This is a genomic window from Kitasatospora sp. NPDC001539, from assembly GCF_040298565.1.
Classification (GTDB): Bacteria; Actinomycetota; Actinomycetes; order Streptomycetales; family Streptomycetaceae; genus Kitasatospora.
The window spans coordinates 1-19,858 of sequence record NZ_JBEPAK010000054.1 but is presented as its reverse complement, the minus strand read 5'-3'; the positions used below and the strand labels follow the sequence as shown (position 1 = coordinate 19,858).

The following is a 19,858-nucleotide window of genomic DNA, read 5'->3' as shown; positions in this document are numbered from 1 at the left end:
TCCGTGCGACCCGCGTAAGGAGCCACCGCGATGACCGCCCAGCAGTCCTCCGACGTCCGCCTCTGGGGCGCGCGCTTCGCCGACGGCCCGTCCGAGGCTCTGGCCAGGCTCTCCGCCTCGGTCCACTTCGACTGGCGCCTCGCCCCGTACGACATCGCCGGCTCCAAGGCCCACGCCCGGGTGCTGCACAAGGCCGGGCTGCTCTCCGACGAGGAGCTCGCCGCGATGCTGGCCGGCCTCGACCGGCTGCTCGCCGACGTCGAGGCCGGCACCTTCACCGGCACCGTCGCCGACGAGGACGTCCACACCGCCCTGGAGCGCGGCCTGCTGGAGCGCCTCGGTGCCGAGCTGGGCGGCAAGCTGCGGGCCGGGCGCTCGCGCAACGACCAGATCGCCACCCTGTTCCGGATGTACCTGCGGGACCACGCGAAGACCATCGGCGGCCTGCTGCTCGACCTCCAGCACGCCCTGGTGGGCCTGGCCGAGGCCCACCCCGACACCGCCATGCCGGGCCGCACCCACCTGCAGCACGCCCAGCCCGTCCTCTTCGCCCACCACGTCCTCGCGCACGTGCAGGCCCTCGGCCGGGACGCCGAGCGGCTGCGCCAGTGGGACGCCCGCACCGCCGTCTCGCCGTACGGCTCCGGCGCGCTGGCCGGCTCCTCGCTCGGCCTCGACCCGCAGGCGGTCGCCGCCGACCTCGGCTTCGAGGGCGGCTCGGTCGGCAACTCCATCGACGGCACCGCCGCGCGGGACTTCGTCGCTGAGTTCGCCTTCGTGACCGCGATGATCGGCGTCAACCTCTCCCGGATCGCGGAGGAGGTGATCATCTGGAACACCAAGGAGTTCGGCTTCATCACGCTGCACGACGCCTTCTCCACCGGCTCCTCGATCATGCCGCAGAAGAAGAACCCGGACATCGCCGAGCTGGCCCGTGGCAAGTCCGGCCGGCTGATCGGCAACCTGACGGGCCTGCTGGCCACCCTCAAGGCGCTGCCGCTCGCCTACAACCGGGACCTCCAGGAGGACAAGGAGCCGGTCTTCGACTCCTGCGACACCCTGGAGGTGCTGCTGCCCGCGTTCACCGGGATGATGGCCACCCTCACCGTGCACCGGGAGCGGCTGGAGGAGCTGGCCCCGGCCGGCTTCTCGCTCGCCACCGACATCGCCGAGTGGCTGGTCAAGCAGGGTGTCCCGTTCCGGGTCGCGCACGAGGTGGCCGGCGCCTGCGTCAAGGTCTGCGAGGCCCGGGGCATCGAGCTGTCCGACCTGACGGACGAGCAGTTCGCCTCGATCTCCGAGCACCTGACCCCCGAGGTCCGGTCGGTGCTCAGCGTCCACGGGGCCATCGCCGCCCGCAACGGGCGCGGTGGCACCGCCCCCTCGGCCGTCGCGGTCCAGCTCGCCGAGGTGAAGGCGGACCTGGCGCGGCAACAGGAGTGGCTCCAGGGCTGATCCCCGGCGGGGCGGGGGAGGGGCGCGGCGGTCCGACCGGCGCGCCCCTCCCGCGTGCGTGCCCCGGCCCGGGCGTAACCGGCTCCGGCCGGGCCCGTCATCCACGGTGTGTGCACCACCCTTCCGCCCGTGCCCTCCGCCGAGGACGTCTACCTCGCCGAACGCCGCCGCCGCGTGGTCCGCGAGGTCGTCGCCGCCCTGCCCGGCCGCTGCCCGCAACTGGTCGCCGCCCTCGCCGAGGATCCGCCGCCGACCTACCGCGAGCTCTCCGAGCGCCTCGACATGCCGCGCGGCTCCATCGGCCCCACCCGCTCCCGCTGCCTGGCCTGCCTGCGGCTGCTACTGCACGCGGAGCGGTACCTCTGAACGATCGCGAGGCCCGTCTCCGAGCGACCGCGAGGCGGACCTCCGCGCGATCGCGATCGGTACCCCTGAGTGATCGCGCCCGGTACCCATGAGTGATCGCGGCCGGTACGTCTGGGCGGTCGCGACGGCCCCGCCGCCCCTCCCCTCCGGGCGTGATGCTCGCCACTGTCGGTGCCCGCGAAGGTTGAGGGCAGCTGACACCCGGGTAGAGCGCTGGCGAACGTCAACTCTTGACGGGGACGCGATCGCTCGAATACTGAGCGTGAGCGCGTCACCCTCTGCGCGCCGGGCACGACGACTGGGGAGGCCCCTCCACATGGGCATGAGCGTGATCATCTCGGCCGCGACGGCCGACGATGCCGAGCAGATCCTCAAGCTCCAGTACCTGGGTTACCAGCCCGAGGCGGAGCTCTACGGCGACTGGGCGATCGAGCCCCTGACCGAGACCCTGGAGCAGCTGCGCGCCGAGCTGGCCGAGCGGCACGTCCTGGTCGCCCGCCTCGGCGACGAGGTGGTCGGCACCGTCCGCGGCCACGTCGACGCCGAGGGCATCGGCCGGATAGGGCGTCTGGTGGTCCACCCCCGGATGCAGCGGCACGGCCTGGGCGGACGGCTGCTGGCCGCCCTGGAGCGCAGCCTGGCCGAGGGCGGCCGCCCGGTGACCGCCTACCGGCTGTCCACCGGCCACCGCAGCCTCGGGAACCTGCGCCTCTATGCCCGCCAGGGCTACCGGCAGACCGGCGTCGAGCAGGTCAGCAGCCGGCTGAGCTTGGTGCACTTCGAGAAGCCGGTCGCCGCCCCGCTCGCCGCGACCGCCTGACCCCCGCCCGCGCGGCCCTCCTCGGCGCCGCCACCATCCGGACAGGGTGGCGGCGGCGCCGAGCCGTATCAGGCCTGGTCACAGGGGCCGATGTCCGCAATGCGGACAGCGGCGCAGAATAATTGGGCGCTGTCCGACTGATCTGTTTTACTGGCTCACATGACTGCGACGACGAACTGGACCCCCACCGGCACGCTGCCGGCAGGTGAGCGTGCCATGTGCCGTCGAATGTGTCACTGCTGAGGGCCACCGCCCCAGGGCACCTACTGACGGTGCCTCCCCTCGCGCCCCGAAGCGAGACCCCGGCGCCGCTCCCGTCCGTGCGAGCGCGCCCATCCTCCCGGAACCCCTCCCTCCGGCGTGCCCGCCCACCTGCGGCCGCCGGTGACTCGTCAGGGCCACGTCCTCGCGCGGCCCGGCCGTCCAACGGCCACGATCAAGGGGTGGCAGCTCCGGATCCCCCTGGTGAGGCGTGGTGGACGCCGCCGACCGCGAACCGGTCGGACGGTCCACACCGCCGCCCGCCCCCGACCCACGGAAGCAGCTGTGATCACCACCACGGACCTCACGAAGGTCTACCGCTCCCGAGGCCGCGAGGTCACCGCCCTCGCCGGCGTCGACCTGCACGTCCGCCCGGGCGAGGTCTACGGAGTCGTCGGCACCAGCGGTGCCGGCAAATCCACCCTCATCCGCTGCGTGAACATGCTGGAGCGCCCGACCTCCGGCACCGTCACCGTGGACGGGGTCGAGCTCACCGCGCTGTCCGGCGGCGAGAACCGGGCCGGCCGGGAGCTGCGCGAGGCGCGCCGCCGGATCGGCATGGTCTTCCAGCACTTCAACCTGCTGTCCTCGCGCACCGTCCAGCAGAACGTCGAACTCCCGCTGGAGATCATCGGCCTGGACCGCACCCAGCGCCGCCGCAAGGCCGGTGAACTCCTGGAGCTCGTCGGCCTCGGCGACAAGGCGCGCAGCTACCCCAACCAGCTCTCCGGCGGCCAGAAGCAGCGCGTCGGCATCGCCCGCGCGCTGGCCGGCGACCCCAAGGTGCTGCTCTCCGACGAGGCCACCTCGGCCCTCGACCCGGAGACCACCCGCTCGATCCTCAAGCTGCTGCGCGACCTCAACCAGCAACTGGGCCTGACCGTCCTGCTGATCACCCACGAGATGGACGTCATCAAGTCCGTCTGCGACTCCGCCGCCCTGATGCGCGGCGGCCGGGTGGTCGAGTCCGGCGAGCTCAGCGACCTGCTGGCCGAACCCGGCTCGGAGCTGGCCCGCGAGCTCTTCCCGCTCAGCGAGTTCGGCACCGGGCAGCCCGGCTCCACCGTGCTGGAGATCACCTTCCAGGGCGACACCTCGGCCCAGCCGTTCGTCTCCCAGCTCGCCCGCACCTACCAGATCGACATCAACATCCTCGGCGCCGCCGTCGAGACCATCGCCGGCCGGATGGTCGGCCGGATGCGGGTCGAACTCTCCGGCGGCCACCAGGACAACGTGGTGCCGATCGGCTACCTGCGCGAGCAGGGCCTGCAGGTGGACGTGATCGGCGCGGCGAACGGAGCGGTGGCATGACCTGGGACCAGATGCAGGAACTGATGTGGCCCGCCACCCAGGAGACCTTCCAGATGGTCGGGGTGGCCGCCGTCCTCACCGTGCTGCTCGGCCTGCCGCTCGGCGTGCTGCTGGTGCTCACCGACAAGGACGGCCTGCTCGCCAACCGGGCCGTCAACAAGGCCATCGGCTTCGTGGTGAACATCGCCCGCTCGGTGCCGTTCATCATCCTGATGATCGCGCTGATCTCCTTCACACGCTGGCTGGTCGGCACCTCGATCGGCTGGCAGGCCGCGACCGTACCCCTCACCATCGGCGCCGTCCCGTTCTTCGCCCGCCTGGTCGAGACCTCCGTGCGCGAGGTCGACCGCGGTCTGGTCGAGGCCGTCCAGTCGATGGGCGGCAGCACCTGGACGATCGTCCGCAAGACCCTGCTGCCCGAGGCGCTGCCCGGCATCGTGGCCTCGATCACGACCACGGTCATCGCCCTGATCGGCTACTCCGCGATGGCCGGCACCGTCGGCGGCGGCGGACTCGGCACGCTCGCCGTCAACTACGGCTACCAGCGCTTCGAGACGGCCTTCATGTGGGTCATCGTGGCCGAGCTGGTGATCATCGTCACGGCCGTCCAGCTGATCGGCGACTTCGCCGTCCAGCGCCTGTCCCACCGCGGCCGCGCCGGCGGCCGGACCCGGTTGCTCGGCCGCACCCCGACGGATCCCGACAAGGACCTCGTCGCCTCCTAGACCTCCCCCGTCCGATCCCGGACGCGGCTCCCCGCACCACGCAGAAAGGCACTTTTCGTGCGCAACGCCCTGAAGTTCACCAGTGTCCTCGCCACCGCCGGCCTCGCCCTCTCGCTGGCCGCCTGCGGCAGCTCCGGGTCCTCCTCCTCGGACCCGAACGCGCCGCTCAAGGTCGTCGCCAGCCCCACCCCGCACGGGCAGATCCTCAAGTACGTCAAGGACAATCTCGCGGACAAGGCCGGCCTCAAGCTCGACATCAAGGAGGTCACCGACTACGTGACCCCCAACACGGCGGTGCAGGACGGTTCGGCCGACGCCAACTACTTCCAGCACGTCCCGTACCTGGAGGACTTCAACAAGAAGCACGGCACCGACATCGTCTCGGTCGGGACCGTGCACCTGGAGCCGCTCGGCCTCTACTCCAAGAAGGTCAAGGCGATCACCGACCTGCCGGCGGGCGCCACCATCGGCCTGCCCAACGACGCCACCAACGAGGGCCGCGCGCTCAAGCTGCTCGCCGACAACAAGCTCATCACCCTCAAGGACGGCGCCGGGACCACCGCCACCCCGGCCGACGTCACCGGCAACCCGAAGAACTTCAAGTGGAAGGAGCTGGAGGCCGCCCAGCTGCCCCGCTCCGTCTCCGACCTCGACGCCGCCGTCATCAACGGCAACTACGCGCTCGACTCCGGCCTGAAGCCGGCCACCGACGCGCTGGTGCTGGAGAAGGCCGAGGGCAACCCGTACGCCAACATCCTTGCCGTCAAGAAGGGCAAGGAGAACGACCCGCGGGTGAAGAAGCTCGCCGAGCTGCTGCGCTCCGACGAGGTCAAGAAGTACATCAACGACACCTTCCAGGGCTCGGTCATCCCGGCCTCCTGACCGGATGCCGCGCGCCGCGCCCCACCGCCCGACCGGGCCCCCGCCGCACCTCGGCGGGGGCCCGGTCGGGCAGTATGCCCCCGGGACGGCCCCGGACCGACGGTGTTCTGACGTACCGTCGTGCGCGCGGCGCACCTCGTGGTACCCGGAGTGCGCCGGAGGCGTACGGTGTTGTGTTCACGACCCGGCGAGGAGAGACGGCATGGCAGCGAGCTTCCCCGAGACCGCCATCAGCACCGATCGGCTGCTGCTGCGTCCCCTTGCGGAGGACGACGCCCCCGGCCTGGCCGCCATGATGGCCGACGACCTCGTGCTGGCCTGGACGGACCTCCCCCACCCCTTCACCGAGGCGTACGCGGCCGAGCTCGCCCGCACCCTCGCCCCCGCCCACCGGGCCGCCGGGCGGGGCATCGTCCTCGCCGTCACCGAACACCTCACCCAGCGCCTGGTCGGTCTCGTCGAACTGCGCAACACCGACTGGCGGCTGCGCAGCACCGAGATCTCCTACGTCACCGCCGTCTGGGCGCGCGGCGAGGGCTACGCCCCGGAGGCCGTCCTCGGCGTCGCCCAGTGGCTGTTCGAGGACCGCGGCTTCCTGCGCCTGGAGATGCGCACCGCCGCCGGGAACACCGCCGCCCAGCAGGTCGCCCAGCGGATCGGCGCCATCAGCGAGGGCGTGCTGCGCAGCGCCTGGATAGTGCGCGGCGAGTCCGGCGAGGTCGCCGTGGAGAGCCGCAGCGACCTCATCCTGTGGAGCCTGCTGCCCGAGGACCTGGAATCGCCCGGTCCGCACCGGGACGGTTGGCACGGCGACCACCGCTACGTGCTGCGCGACTGACCCGCAGCCCGCGAGCCCCGCAGCCGCTGGGCCCCGCTGCCGCCGTGCCCCGCAGTCCCGGAGCCCCGGCGCTTCCGCACCCCGCGGCCCCGGCGCCGAGGCCGCGTCCGATCCGGCCCGGCGCAAGGCCCCGCTCCTCCCCGGCGGAACCGCCCGGCCACCCGATCGGCACGGACATGTGTACGAGATGTCGGACCACGGGGGACCACACCCGGTAGCCTCTGCACCGGCGCCGCACAGCCGGCGCGACGAGCCGGGCATCGAGTCGAGGGAGAACGGCCGCAGATGGCTGACCGGATCACGGTCATCGGGTGGGACGGAACGCCGCTGACCGAGGCCGCCGGTGCGGCCCTCGCCGCAGCGACCCTGGTGGCCGGCGCCCCCTACCAACTGGGTGCCCTCCCCGTACCGGACACCGCCGAGCGGATCACCCTCGGCAACATCCAGCAGGCCGCCAGGAGGATCGCCGAGCACCGCGGCGCCGCCGTCGTGGTCGCCGAGGGCGATCCGGGCTTCTTCGGCGTGGTGCGCACGCTGCGCCGCCCCGAGTACGGCCTGGAACTCGAGGTGCTGCCCGCGGTCTCCTCCGTCGCCGCCGCCTTCGCCCGGGCCGGCATGCCCTGGGAGGACGCCCAGGTGGTCAGCGCCCACGGCGGCCGGCTGCGCCGGGCGGCCAACATCTGCCGGGCCCACCCCAAGGTCGCGGTGCTGACCGCCCCGGGCGCCGGTCCGGGCGAACTCGCCCTGATGCTGCGCGGAGTGCACCGGACCTTCGTGGTCTGCGAGGCCCTCGGCACCCCGGAGGAGGACGTCACCGTCCTGACCTCCGACCGGATCGCCGACCACGTCTGGCGCGACCCCAACGTGGTGCTGGTGATCGGCGGCACCGCCCAGGTCGCGGCGGTGGACGAGGCGGCCGGCTGGCTGGCCGGGCGCCCGGTCGGCTACCCCGGCGCGGACCGCGGCTGGGCGCTCCCCGCCGACGCCTACGCGGGCGCCGGGCGCGCGGAGGACGGGGCGGGCGCGTCGGAAGCGCTCCCCGCGCACGTCCGCGCGCTGGTGCTGGCCCGTCTGGGTGCACGTCCGGGGGACCTGGTCTGGTCGGTCGGCGCCGGCAGCGGCGCCCTCGCGGTGGAGGCGGCCCGGTTCGGCGCCGCCGTGGTCGCGGTCGAGGCCTCCAGTTCGGCCTGCGCCCGACTCGCCGTCAACGCCCGCCGGTACGGGGTCGAGGTCGAGATCGTGCACGGGCACGGCCCCGAGGTGCTGGGCGGGCTGCCGGAGCCGGACGCGGCGGTGGTGGAGTCGGGCGGGCCCGAGGTGGTGCGCGCGGTGCTGGCCCGCAAGCCCGAGCGCTTCGTCGCACTGCCCCGCACCTTCGCCGAGGCGGAGGAGGTCCGCCGGGCCATCACCGAGGCCGGCTACCGGGCGGACGGCGCGCTGCTGCAGTCCACCCCGCTGCGGACCGCGGGGGAGGGCGGCGGCCTGGAGCTCGGCACGGACACGGGTGGCGCGCTGCTGCTCTGGGGTGAGCAGATCGTGTGAAGGCCTCGGGTGCGTGCCGGAGCCGCCGCGTGGGCTCGGCGGTGATCCAGGTCGCATCCGGACACTGATTCGAGAGGTCACCGCGCCGGGCCGGTAGTGTGGCGTTCCAGGCGGCTTCAGCCGTTGGCAACCCATCCGATTCGGTCGGTTTGTCACCTTTTTGACGTGGTGCAACCCGCTTCCGCTCGGAGTGTGGGCAATTCGACGGGCCGCGTGCCGGACCTGGAGAATGCCGTAGGGTCCGGTGCGGTCGTACCGGTTGCTCCGGGTTGTCGTTGTTTCAGATGGTGCGCCGTCCTCGCGGGCGGCGCCCGGGCCGGGGTGCCGCAGCGCGCCGGAAGGACGAAGGACTTCGGCCGCAGCGCCTCGGCGCGGCGGCCGCGTGTGGTTGAGGGGCGGGTCGGTTCAGGCCCGGCCCGTGCGGATGGGCGCTGCGGTCGGTGATCGCGTCGCCAAGGGGCGCGGCAGCGGCCTGGAAGGAGCTTTGACAATGACCGATGGCGGCCACGTCCCCGGCGAGGGACTGCCGGAGCACCTGCACGCCGGGCCCGACCCGCTCGGCGGACCGGAGGGCGTCGCGGGCGTTGCACCCCTGCAGGGTGTCGCGACGGACGGCGGGATGATCCCCGGCCCGGCGACGCCGGTCGGCGGCCTGCCCGGCGCGGTGCCCCCCGGCTCCGTGCCCCCCGGCGCGGGCGTCATCCCGCAGCAGGGCCAGCCGAACTACACCGTCCCCGGCATGCCGTCCCCGGCCGTCCCGGGCGAGGGCTGGGCCGTCGACCAGGGCGCCGCGCGCCCGGCCTTCCACTTCGTCGACCAGCCGGACGGGCTGGACGACGAGGACGACGTGCTGCTGATGCCCGGCCCGCAGGGCTCCTGGGGCGAGCCGGTGGTGCCCGTCCCGGCCGAGCAGGTGCCGGCGGCACCGCAGCCCGACGGCACCCCGGTCGAGCCGTCCTGGCCGCCGGTGGACCCGCCGGTGCTCGGTGCCGAGCACGGCCAGCAGGTGCACGTCCAGGGCGCTCCGGCGCAGGCGTACGCCCAGCAGCCGGTGACCCAGGCTCAGGCCCAGGCGCCGCGGCGCCCGCTGCACGCCGGTCCGCCGATCCCGGACCCGTCGCTGATGACCGGTCAGGTTCCGGTCCGTTCGCTGGCCGACCGCGGCCCCTCGCAGGGCGGCACGCCCGCGCACGGCATCCCGGTCGTCGGCCGGGCGCCGATGGGCGAGGCCCCGGGGGCCGTCCCCGGCGCCGTGCCGCAGGCCGTGCAGGAGATGCAGCAGGTTCAGCAGGCGCAGCAGCAGGCCCAGGTGCCCCAGGCCCAGGGCTTCCAGCAGGTGCCGCTGGCCGGGCAGCGGATCGAGGGCCTGATGACCGTCGAGACGGTCGGGGCGATCGAGGTGGTCGAGGTGGTCGAGACGCCGGAGGCCGTCCAGGCCGCCGCCCCGGCCGTCCCGGCCGCACCCGCCGCGCCGGCGTCCGAGGCCGACCAGGCGGCGGTGCACCCGGAGGCCGCGCAGGCCCAGGCCGTCGTGGCCGAGCCCGTCCCGGCGGAGGGCGCCGTCCAGCCGGTGGCCGGAGCGGTGGCCGCCGAGGCCGTCGCTGCGGACCAGGTCGCCGGGGAGCAGGGCGCCGGGGAGCAGGCCGGCGTCGAGAACGTTGCGGTGGAGAACGTCGCGGCCGAGAACCCGGTAGGGGAGAACGTCGCCGTTGAGGCGGTCGCCGTCGCGGGCGGGGCCGCCGGGACGGTGCCGGTCGAAGGTGCCGCCGAGGCCGTCGCGACCGTCGGGCAGCCCGAGGCCGCCGCCCCGGCCGGCGGCCAGCCGCGCCGGATCTCCGCCTTCCTCGCCGCGCCCACCCCGCACGGCCTGCCCACGGTCGAGGCCGTCCAGCAGACCCCGGTCGCCGAGGCGGCGGTCCAGGAGCAGTCCACTCCCATAGTGGCCGCCGACGCGCCGCAGGCCGTCGAGGTCGTCCAGGACGCCCAGGCGGCCGAGCAGCCGGGCGAGGCCGCGCCGCAGCCCGCCGCCGAGCAGCCGGCCGCCGAGCAGCCGACCGAGGCCCAGGTCGCCGAGCCCGTCGCCGAGACCGCGGCCGGCACCGGGGAGATGCCCTCCGGCCAGGCCGTCGAGCAGTCCGCGGCGAAGCCCGCCGAGCAGCCCACCGAGCCGGTCGCCGCCGAGGGCGGGCAGCCGCAGCCGGGGGCCGCCCCGGCGGAGCAGCCCGGCGAGGCCCCGGGCGAGCCGGTCGCCGCCGTGGCCGAGCAGCCCGTCGAGGCCCAGGCTGAGCCGGTCGCCCAGCAGGCCCTCGAGCAGACCGGCGAGGCCGTCGCTCCGCAGGCCCCGGAGCAGGTCGCCGACCAGGTCGTCGCCGAGCAGCCCGCGGAGGCGCCGGCCGCCGACGCCGCAGCCGCCGGGGGACCGGCCGTCGAGGAGCCGCAGGCCGAGCAGCCGGCCGAGGCCGCCGGGGAGAACGCCGCGGTCGCCGAACCGGTGGCGGAGCCGGTCGCCGAACCGGTCGCGGAGCAGGCCGTCGAGGCCCAGCCCGCCGAGCCTGCCGCCGAGCAGCCCGCCGAGCCCGCCGCCGAAGGCCGGCCCGCCGAGGAGCCGCGGGCGGAGCAGCCCGAGCAGTCCGCCGAGGACGCGGGTCAGCCCGGGCAGTCCGCCGAGGACGCGGAGCTCGCCGAGGACGCGGAGCTCGCCGAGCACGCGGAGGCCGCCGAGCCCGCCGAGCCGCGCGGCCCCGCCGCCCCCGGTTACGACGAGGCTGGCCGCGAGGCCGTCCACCAGGTGATCCGCGAGCGCCGCGACATCCGCAACGGCTTCCGCCCGGACCCGATCCCGCACGAGGTGCTGATCCGCGTCCTGGAGGCCGCCCACACCGCGCCCAGCGTCGGCTACTCGCAGCCCTGGGACTTCGTCGTGATCCGCTCGGCCAAGACCCGCCGACGGATGCACGCCCTGGCCGAGCGCCAGCGCGAGGCGTACGCGGACTCGCTGCCCAAGGGCCGCGCCAAGCAGTTCCGCGAGATCAAGATCGAGGCGATCCTCGAGACCCCGGTGAACATCGTGGTCACCGCCGACCGCACCCGCGGCGGCCGGCACACCCTGGGCCGGCACACCCAGCCGCAGATGGCCCCGTACTCGGCCGCCCTGGCCGTCGAGAACCTCTGGCTGGCCGCCCGCGCCGAGGGACTGGGCGTCGGCTGGGTGAGCTTCTTCGACGACGAGGAGCTGGTCCGGGAGCTCGGCCTGCCCGAGCACCTGGAGGTCGTCGCCTACCTGTGCGTCGGCTTCGTCGACTCCTTCCCGGGCGAACCCGAGCTGGAGCAGCAGGGCTGGGCCAAGAAGCGCCCGCTGGCCTGGGTGGTCCACGAGGAGCAGTACGGCAACCGCGCGCTGCCCGGCGAGGAGCCGCAGGACCTGCTGGCCGAGACCCTGCGCGGGATCCGCCCGCTGGACGCCAAGGCGCTCGGCGAGGCCTGGGACCGCCAGAAGCGGATGACCAAGCCGGCCGGTTCGCTCGGCATGCTGGAGATCATCTCCGCCCAGCTGTGCGGCCTGTCCCGCAAGTGCCCGCCGCCGATCCCGGAGCCCGCCTGCGTGGCGATCTTCGCGGCCGACCACGGCGTGCACGCCCAGGGCGTCAGCCCGTGGCCGCAGGAGGTGACCGCCCAGATGGTCGGCAACTTCCTGGCCGGGGGAGCGGTGATCAACTCCTTCGCCAAGCAGATCGGCACCGAGGTCTGCGTGGTGGACGTCGGCGTGGCCGCCGAGCTGCCGGACGCCGTCCAGCAGGGCCGCGCCACCGGTCTGCTGCCGCGCAAGGTCCGGCCCGGCACCGGCGACATGACCCAGGGCCCGGCGATGACCCGCGAGGAGGTCCTGAAGGCGATCGAGGTCGGCATCGAGACCGCCCGCGACCTGGTCGCGGCGGGCAACCGGGCACTGGTCACCGGCGACATGGGCATCGCCAACACCACCGCCTCGGCCGCCCTGATCTCGGTGTTCACCGGCCTGGACCCGGCCGAGGTCACCGGCCGCGGCACCGGGATCGACGACGAGACCCACTCCCGCAAGATCGAGGTCGTCCGCGCCGCGCTGGCCCTGCACCAGCCCGACCCGAACGACCCGATCGGCGTCCTCGCCGCCGTCGGCGGCCTGGAGCACGCGGCCATCGCGGGCTTCCTGCTGGGCGCCGCCTCGCTGCGCACCCCGGTGGTGCTGGACGGCGTCATCGCCGGTTCGGCCGCGCTGGCCGCCAAGGCGATCGCCCCCGAGGTGCTGGCCGCCTGCATCGCCGGCCACCGCTCCGCCGAGCCGGGCCACCAGGCCGCGCTGGCCAAGCTGGGCCTGCGTCCGCTGATCGACCTCGACCTGCGGCTCGGCGAGGGCACCGGTGCCCTGCTGGCGCTGCCGCTGGTGCAGAGTGCGGCCCGCGCGATGCACGATGTAGCCACCTTCGACTCCGCCGGGGTCACCGAGAAGGCCTGACGACAGCCGTCGACACCTCCGCGGACCGGCCCGAGGGCGCGCCGGTCCGCGGAGCGGCGTACCGCCGCAGCAGCGCCGTACCGCCTCAGCAGCGCCGTGGCGCGCTACCGCCGTGGCGCCGTACCGTTTCCCGACCCTCACCCCGATCAGGAGCACCGCCGATGACCGCGCCCACCCCGCACCCCAGCACCGAGGGCCGTACCCCCTACCCGGTCGGTCTGCTGCTGGCCGGCCGTCGCGTCGTGGTGGTCGGCGGCGGCCAGGTCGCGCAGCGGCGGCTGCCCGCGCTGATCGCCTCCGGGGCCGAGCTGCACCTGATATCCCCGTCGACCACCCCGGCCGTCCAGGCGATGGCCGACGCGGGCGAGCTGACCTGGCACGCCCGCCCGTACCGGGACGGCGACCTGGCCGACACCTGGTACGTCCTGGTCGCCACCGACGACCCGGCGGTCAACGCGGCGGTCAGCGCCGAGGCCGAGCGCGAGCGGGTGTTCTGCTCGCGCAGTGACGACGCCTCGGCCGCGACCGCCTGGACCCCGGCCAGCGGCCGCGACGCGGGCGCGACCGTCGCCGTCCTCACCGGCGACCCCCGTCACTCGGCGGCCCTGCGCGACGCCATCGTCGGCGGCCTGCGGGACGGCTCGCTGGCCTCCCGCCAGTACCGCTCGCACGGCGCCGGCGTCGCCCTGGTCGGCGGCGGCCCCGGCGACCCGGACCTGATCACGGTGCGCGGCCGCCGACTGCTCGCGGACGCCGACGTGGTGGTCGCCGACCGCCTCGCCCCGCGCGAGCTGCTGGCCGAGCTGCCGGAGCACGTCGAGGTGATCGACGCCTCGAAGATCCCGTACGGCCGTCAGATGGCCCAGGAGGCGATCAACCGGGCACTGATCGAGCACGCCCGGGCCGGGAAGTTCGTGGTCCGGCTCAAGGGCGGCGACCCGTACGTGTTCGGCCGCGGCGGCGAGGAGCTGCTGGCCTGCGCCGAGGCGGGCATCCCGGTGACCGTGGTGCCGGGGATCTCCAGCTCGATCAGCGTCCCGGAGACGGCGGGCATCCCGGTCACCCACCGCGGACTGACCCAGGAGTTCACCGTGATCTCCGGCCACGTCGGTCCGGACGACCCGCGCTCGGTCACCAACTGGCAGGCCGTCGCGGGGATGAGCGGCACCCTGGTGCTGCTGATGGCCGTGGACAAGATCGGCGCGATCGCCGCCGAACTGGTCGCGCACGGCCGCCCGGCCGACACCCCGGTCGCCATCGTCCAGGAGGGCACCACCGCCGCCCAGCGCCGGGTGGACGCCACCCTGGGCACCGTCGCCGCGGTGGTCGAGGCCGAGGGGGTCAAGCCCCCGGCGGTGATCGTCGTCGGGGACGTGGTGAACGTCCTCGCCGCCGCGTTCCGGGACTCGTCCGGGGACTGAGCCGGGCGGTACGGCGCAGTGGGAAGTCGGCCGGCCCGACTTCCTACTCCAACGGCTGCTCCGTCCAGATGACCTTCCCGGTCGCCGTGTAGCGCGTGCCCCACCGCTCCGCGAACTGCGCCACCAGGAACAGCCCGCGCCCGCCCTCGTCCTCGGTCGCCGCGTACCGCAGGTGCGGCGAGGTGCTGCTGCCGTCCGACACCTCGCAGATCAGCGTCCGGTCACGCAGCAGCCGCACCCTGATCGGCGCGGAGCCGTACCGGATCGCGTTGGTCACCAGCTCGCTCAGGATCAGCTCGGTGACGAACGCGGCCTCGTCCAGCCCCCATTCCGACAGCCGCGCCGCCACCTGCGCCCGCACCGTCCGTACGGCCGCCGGGTCGGCGGGCACGTCCCACTCGGCGACCTGGTCCGGCGCCAGCACCCTGGTCTGCGCCACCAGCAGGGCGATGTCGTCCTGGGGGTGCGCCGGCAGCATCGCCCCGAGCACGTCCGCACAGGTCTGCTCGGGCGTGCGCGGCGGCCCTCCGAGCGCCGCCCGCAGCTGCGCCAGCCCCTCGTCGATGTCCCGCTCGCGGTCCTCCACCAGCCCGTCCGTGTACAGCACCAGCCGACTGCCCTCGGCCAGCTCCAGCTCGACGGTCTCGAAGGGCAGCACCGCCAGCCCCAGCGGCGGCCCGGTCGGCAGCTCGGGGAACACCACGCCGCCCTGCGGATCCACCACGGCCGGCGGCGGGTGCCCGGCGCTGGCCAGCGTGCACCGCCGGGCGACCGGGTCGTAGATCGCGTACAGGCAGGTCGCCCCGGCCAGCCCCGAACCCTCGCTGAACGCCGCCTCGTCCTGGTCGATCCGGCTCACCAGCTCGTCCAGGTGCCCCAGCAGCTCGTCCGGCGGCAGGTCCAGGGTCGAGAAGTTGTGGATCGCGGTGCGCAGCCGTCCCATGGTGGCCGCCGCGTGCAGCCCGTGGCCCACCACGTCGCCGACCACCAGCGCCACCCGCGTACCCGGCAGCGGGATCACGTCGAACCAGTCCCCGCCTACCCCGGCCTGGGCCGGCAGGTAGCGGTGCGCCACCTCCAGGGCGCTCTGCGGCGGCAGGCTGCGCGGCAGCAGACTGTGCTGCAGGGTCACCGCCATCGCGTGCTCGCGGGTGTAGCGGCGGGCGTTGTCGATGCACACCGCCGCGTGTGCCACCAACTCCTCCGCCAGCACCAGGTCCTCCGGCTCGAACGGCTCCGACCCCTCCGACCGCCAGAACCGGGCCACCCCCAGCAGCACCCCGCGGGCCCGCAGCGGCACCCGCAGGAGCGAGTGCACGCCGTACGCCAGCACCAGCTCCGAGCGCTCCGGATCCTGCTCCCGCCAGCCGTGCGCCTCGGCCAGCCGGGGCTCCAGGCCGGGCGCCCCGCTGTGCAGCGCCCCGGCCAGCGGAGCGGTGGGCACCACGTCCAGCACGGTGCCCACCGGGTAGAACGGCGCCTCGGTGCTGATCCCGGCAAGGGCCGCCCGGCGCATCCGGCCCAGCGAGACGCCCGGCTGCGGTTCCTCACCGAGGTGCACCTGCTCGCCGAGGTCCACCGTGACGAAGTCGGCGAACCGCGGCACCGAGACCTGGGCCAACTCCTCCGCGGTCCGGGTCACGTCCAGCGAGCTGCCCACCGTCACCCCGGCGTCGTACAGCAGCCGCAGTCGCCGCTGCGCGCCCTCGGCCCGGCCGGTGAGCGCCAGCAGCTCGGTGGAGTCGCGGAGCGTGGCGACGCAGCCGGGCGGGCCGCCCGCCTGGTCGGTCAGCCGTACGTTCACGGCGAGCAGGCGCTCACCGGCCAGCACCACCTCGTCGGTCACCCGGCGGTTGGCGGTCAGCAGTTCCAACGGGGCGGGCTCCAGCCCGAGCTCGGTCACGGGGCGGCCCTCCGCGTCCGGCGGCAGGTCCAGCAGCCGGCGCGCCTCGTCGTTGCAGAGCAGCAGCTCCCCGTCCCCGCCGACGATCATGACGCCCTCGCGCACCGCGTGCAGCACGGCCGCGTGGTGCTCGTACATCCGCGTCATCTCCGCCGGGCCCAGCCCGTGGGTCTGCCGCCGCAGCCGCCGGCTGATCAGCGCCGTGCCCAGGGTGGCCAACCCGATCGCGCCGGCCGCCGAGCCCAGCACCACCGGCAACTGGCGCTCGCTCGCGGTGGAGACGTTGCTCAGGGTGACGCCTGCCGAGACCAGCCCCACCACCGAGCCGTCCGGCGCGTACACCGGGACGACCGCCTGGACGAGGGGTCCGAGCGTGCCGGTGAGGTGCTGGGTCACCACCTGCCCGTGCAGGGCGGGCTCGTAGATACCGACGAACTTCTGGCCGATCCGGGCCGGGTTGGGGTGGGTGTAGCGGATGCCCTGGTTGTTCAGCACCACGATGAAGTCCACGCCCGAGGAGACCCGCGCCGACTGCGCCTTCGGCTGGAGGACCGCGGTGGGATCGGGGGAGCGCAGCGCGTCCACCATGCCCGGCGAGTTGGCGAAGGCCTGCGCGACCGCCACCGAGCGGTTGCGGGCCTCGCGGTCGGCATCGTTGTGCGACTGCACCACCAGCGCCGCCACGGCCGCCCCCACCAGCAGCAGCACGATGAGGACCTGCAGCGCGAACACCTGTCCGGCCACCGACCGGTGCCGTACCGGTCGCGACCCCTTCGCGCGCGGAAGCTCTTGCCGACCGTGTGGGCGCCCACCGGAGGAGCCGGCGTCGCCGGTGGCACCAGAGGCCGACGGAGCCCAGGATCGGCCCGGGTTTCGGGCCATACGGTCATATTTACACTCCGAGTAGCCCGGGACCACCCCGTACCATCGGCCGTTTGGCCTTCCCCGTCCCGGCTTGGCAAGATCGCAGGGTGTCCGAACCCCGCACCATCACCGACCCGGCCGACCCCCGCCTCGCCGACTACACCGGTTTGACCGACGTCGAACTGCGCCGCCGCCGCGAACCCGCCGAGGGCCTGTTCATCGCCGAGGGGGAGAAGGTCATCCGCCGCGCCCTCACGGCCGGCTACCGGATGCGGTCGATGCTGCTCACCGCCAAGTGGCTGGACGTCATGGCCGACGTCATCGCCGAGGCCGACGCCCCCGTCCACCTGGTCGAGCCCGCGCTCGCCGAAGCCGTCACCGGCTACCACGTCCACCGCGGCGCACTCGCCTCGATGGAGCGCAAACCGCTCCCGGCCGCCGCCGACCTGCTCGCCGGCGCCCGCCGGGTCGCCGTCCTCGAAGGCCTGGTCGACCACACCAACCTCGGCGCCATCTTCCGGAGCGCCGCCGCCCTCGGCATGGACGCCGTCCTCCTCTCGCCCGACTGCGCGGACCCGCTCTACCGCCGCGCCGTCAAGGTCTCCATGGGCGCCGTCTTCGCGGTCCCGTACGCCCGCCTCGACCCCTGGCCGGCCGCCCTCACCACCGTCCGCGAGGCCGGCTTCACCCTCCTCGCCCTCACCCCCGCCGACTCGGCCGTCGACCTCGCCACCCTCGCGCCCCACACCCTCCCCAAGGCCGCCCTCCTGCTCGGCGCCGAAGGCGACGGCCTCACCCCCCACGCCATCGCCGCCGCCCACCACCCCGTCCGCATCCCTATGTCCCACGGCATCGACTCCCTCAACGTCGGCGCCGCCGCCGCCGTAGCCTTCTACGCCGTCACCACCACCCCGTAACCCCACCCCCCCCCCGCGCCGACGCCCGCCCGACTTCCCACACCCCTCCCGCAGACCCGGCACCGCCCCACGCCGCGCTCACCCGTGCTGGTGCCCGCACGGGAAGTCGGCCGAATCGACTTCCCACGTGCGCCCCTCGTGCCCGCTCATCGCTCGTGCGGCCCATCAACCCATCGGTCAGCTGAGCCCGGTCATCGCCCGCCCAAGAAGTCGGCCAGCCCGACTTGTTAGGTAGTCCCACTGCCAGCCCTTCCCACGAGCCTAGTGCTGCCTCACCCCAGCCCTCCCACGCGTCGGCGCCTGCACGCAAAGTCGGCCCGCCCGACTTCCTGCACCTCTCCCCGGTGCTGGTCCTCCCCGCAGGGCCAGCACCCCCTAGCCCAGCCCTCCCGCTCGCCAGGGCCCGCACGCAAAGTCGGTCGGCCCGACTTCCTACGCAACTTTCGACAGACCGGGCACCGCACCACCCAGTCCCTCCACGTGCCCGTGCCTGCCCCCGAAGCAGGCACGCCCGACTTCGTATGCCCCTCCCCGCTGCCAGCCCTCTCCGCGAGCCCGGCATCCTCTCGCCCGGCTCGCACGTGCTGGTGCCTGCACGGGAGTCGGCCGGCCCGACTTCCTGCGCTCCTCCCCGGCGCAGGCTGCCTCCGCAGGCCCGGCCCCGCCCCACCCGGCCCGCACGTGCGCTGTTGCCCGCACGGGAAATCGGCCGGCCTGACCCCCTGTGCCCCCCCTCGATGCCATTTCCCTCCGCGAGCCCGGGCTGCTTCACCACAGCCCACCCATGCGCCGGCGCCCGCCCGCAAAAGTTGGCCGACCTGACTTCCTGCGCTCCTCCCCGCCGCCTGCGCTTTCCGCAGAGCTGGCCCCGCGCCACCCGGCCCGCACATGCGCTGATGTCCGCGCGGAAAGTCGACCGAACCGACTTCCCACGCGTGCCCCTCGTGGTTGCTCGTCGCTCGTGCGGCCCCATCAGCCCACCGGCCAGCCGAGCCCGACCATCGCCCGCGCAGCAAATCGGCCAGCCCGACGCCCCGCGCTTTTCCGCTGCCAGCCCTCCTCAAGAGCCCCGCGCAAGCTTCACCCCAGCCCTCCCACGCGCCAGGGCCCGCACGAAAAGTCGGCCCGCTCGACTTCCTACGCCCTTCCCGACAGGCCGGGCATCGCCATCACCCAGTCCTTCTACGTGCCTGTGCCTGCCCCGGAAGTCGGCCCGCCCGACTTCCTCTACCTCCCCGCGAGCCCGGCACCCTCTCGCCCGGCTCGCACGCGTGCTGGCGTCTACACGTAAAGTCGGCCGGCCCGACTTCCTACGCCCCTCCTCGGCGCCGGCTTTCTCCGTCGACCCGCTACCGCCCCACTCGGCCCGCACGCGTGCAGGTGTCCGCACGCATAGTCGGCCGGTCCGACTTTCCACGCGTGCCTCTCGTGGTCGTTCATCGCTTGTGCGGCTCCATCAGGCCATCGCGGTCAGCCGAGCCGGGCTATCGCCCGCACAGGAAGTCGGCCTACCCGACTTCCTGTGGTTTTGCCCGCTGCCGACTTGCTCCGCAGAGCCGCTACCGCGCCACTCGGCCCGGACGTGTGCTGGTGCCCGCACGGGAAGTCGGTCGGGCCGACTTCCTGCGCTCCGCCTCGCCGCTGGCTCTCCCGACGACCCCGGCGCTGCCGCAGATCAGTCCGCACATGAGCTATCGCCCGCACAGGAAATCGGCGCACCCGACTTCCTGTGCGGGGCGAGGGCTTCTATGAGCTGGTCCTTCACTGCTCTGCGGGAACTGGCCCTGGCTCTGCATTGGAAGTCGGCCGCGCCGACGTTTGGTGGCTTCCGCCCTGTGGCCTTCGGGTGCCGGGGGGCTGGGCAGCGCAGAAGTCGGCCGAGCCGACTTCTCGTGCGCGGGGTCTCGGCTCGGCGGCCGCTGTTCAGGGCCCTGCACGGCCCCTGGGCTCTCGCTCCGCTTAGGCGCACGGGAAGTCGGCGGGGCCGACTTCCCGTGCGCATCAGACAGCTGGGGTGGTGGGGGGGGGTGGGGCGGCTGCCGGGGGTGGGGTGGTGGGGCC

General features: G+C 74.3%; 12 protein-coding genes. 11 read left to right on the top strand and 1 reads right to left on the bottom strand.

The features are described 5' to 3' along the window. Nucleotides 1–30: 30 nt before the first annotated feature. The 10 genes from argH to cobA all read left to right on the top strand — a co-directional run bounded on the left by argH (nt 31) and on the right by cobA (nt 14,113). Nucleotides 31–1,455 carry an argininosuccinate lyase gene (gene argH, locus ABT247_RS11860; RefSeq protein ID WP_350741530.1) on the top strand — a complete coding sequence of 475 codons (1,425 nt, stop codon included), beginning with the start codon at nt 31–33 and terminating at the stop codon, nt 1,453–1,455. A gap of 129 nt (nt 1,456–1,584) precedes the next feature. Further along, entirely contained in the window at nt 1,585–1,821 is a 237-nt protein-coding gene (locus ABT247_RS11855; RefSeq protein ID WP_350741528.1) for a hypothetical protein, read from the top strand. Between the two features lie 316 nt (nt 1,822–2,137). Next, complete coding sequence (locus tag ABT247_RS11850; RefSeq protein ID WP_350741526.1) at nt 2,138–2,641, top strand: GNAT family N-acetyltransferase; 504 nt, start codon at nt 2,138–2,140, stop codon at nt 2,639–2,641. A gap of 546 nt (nt 2,642–3,187) precedes the next feature. Beyond that, on the top strand, nt 3,188–4,213 hold the full coding sequence (locus tag ABT247_RS11845) for a methionine ABC transporter ATP-binding protein (protein WP_350741524.1): 1,026 nt from the start codon (nt 3,188–3,190) through the stop codon (nt 4,211–4,213). Beyond that, nucleotides 4,210–4,938, top strand: a complete 729-nt coding sequence (locus ABT247_RS11840; protein ID WP_350741522.1) for a methionine ABC transporter permease — start codon at nt 4,210–4,212, stop codon at nt 4,936–4,938. Before ABT247_RS11845 ends, ABT247_RS11840 begins: the two co-directional genes overlap by 4 nt. A gap of 57 nt (nt 4,939–4,995) precedes the next feature. Next, a complete protein-coding gene (locus ABT247_RS11835) occupies nt 4,996–5,820 on the top strand; it encodes a MetQ/NlpA family ABC transporter substrate-binding protein (protein ID WP_350741520.1) in 825 nt (274 codons plus the stop codon). Between the two features lie 202 nt (nt 5,821–6,022). After that, complete coding sequence (locus ABT247_RS11830; protein WP_350741518.1) at nt 6,023–6,658, top strand: GNAT family N-acetyltransferase; 636 nt, start codon at nt 6,023–6,025, stop codon at nt 6,656–6,658. A gap of 285 nt (nt 6,659–6,943) precedes the next feature. Beyond that, nucleotides 6,944–8,200 (top strand): precorrin-6y C5,15-methyltransferase (decarboxylating) subunit CbiE, encoded by a 1,257-nt coding sequence (cbiE, locus tag ABT247_RS11825; RefSeq protein WP_350741516.1) that lies wholly within the window; start codon nt 6,944–6,946, stop codon nt 8,198–8,200. Nucleotides 8,201–8,690: 490 nt separating this feature from the next. After that, nucleotides 8,691–12,692, top strand: a complete 4,002-nt coding sequence (gene cobT / locus ABT247_RS11820) for a nicotinate-nucleotide--dimethylbenzimidazole phosphoribosyltransferase (protein ID WP_350741514.1) — start codon at nt 8,691–8,693, stop codon at nt 12,690–12,692. Nucleotides 12,693–12,853: 161 nt separating this feature from the next. Continuing rightward, nucleotides 12,854–14,113 (top strand): uroporphyrinogen-III C-methyltransferase, encoded by a 1,260-nt coding sequence (gene cobA, locus ABT247_RS11815; RefSeq protein WP_350741512.1) that lies wholly within the window; start codon nt 12,854–12,856, stop codon nt 14,111–14,113. Nucleotides 14,114–14,156: 43 nt separating this feature from the next. On the opposite strand, the gene ABT247_RS11810 is transcribed toward cobA, so the two are convergent. Further along, nucleotides 14,157–16,898 (bottom strand): SpoIIE family protein phosphatase, encoded by a 2,742-nt coding sequence (locus ABT247_RS11810; protein WP_350741509.1) that lies wholly within the window; start codon nt 16,896–16,898, stop codon nt 14,157–14,159. Between the two features lie 89 nt (nt 16,899–16,987). On the opposite strand from ABT247_RS11810, the gene ABT247_RS11805 reads away from it, so the two are divergent. Then, nucleotides 16,988–17,797: a TrmH family RNA methyltransferase gene (locus tag ABT247_RS11805; RefSeq protein ID WP_350741507.1), complete on the top strand. Its 810-nt coding sequence runs from the start codon at nt 16,988–16,990 to the stop codon at nt 17,795–17,797. Nucleotides 17,798–19,858: the final 2,061 nt, after the last annotated feature.

Coding starts and splice junctions, on each gene's coding strand:
- argH (WP_350741530.1), top strand. CDS start 31: ATGACCGCCCAGCAGTCCTCCGACGTCCGCCTCTGGGGCGCGCGCTTC.
- cobA (WP_350741512.1), top strand. CDS start 12,854: ATGACCGCGCCCACCCCGCACCCCAGCACCGAGGGCCGTACCCCCTAC.
- ABT247_RS11840 (WP_350741522.1), top strand. CDS start 4,210: ATGACCTGGGACCAGATGCAGGAACTGATGTGGCCCGCCACCCAGGAG.
- ABT247_RS11830 (WP_350741518.1), top strand. CDS start 6,023: ATGGCAGCGAGCTTCCCCGAGACCGCCATCAGCACCGATCGGCTGCTG.
- ABT247_RS11810 (WP_350741509.1), bottom strand. CDS start 16,898: ATGGCCCGAAACCCGGGCCGATCCTGGGCTCCGTCGGCCTCTGGTGCC.
- cobT (WP_350741514.1), top strand. CDS start 8,691: ATGACCGATGGCGGCCACGTCCCCGGCGAGGGACTGCCGGAGCACCTG.
- ABT247_RS11850 (WP_350741526.1), top strand. CDS start 2,138: ATGGGCATGAGCGTGATCATCTCGGCCGCGACGGCCGACGATGCCGAG.
- cbiE (WP_350741516.1), top strand. CDS start 6,944: ATGGCTGACCGGATCACGGTCATCGGGTGGGACGGAACGCCGCTGACC.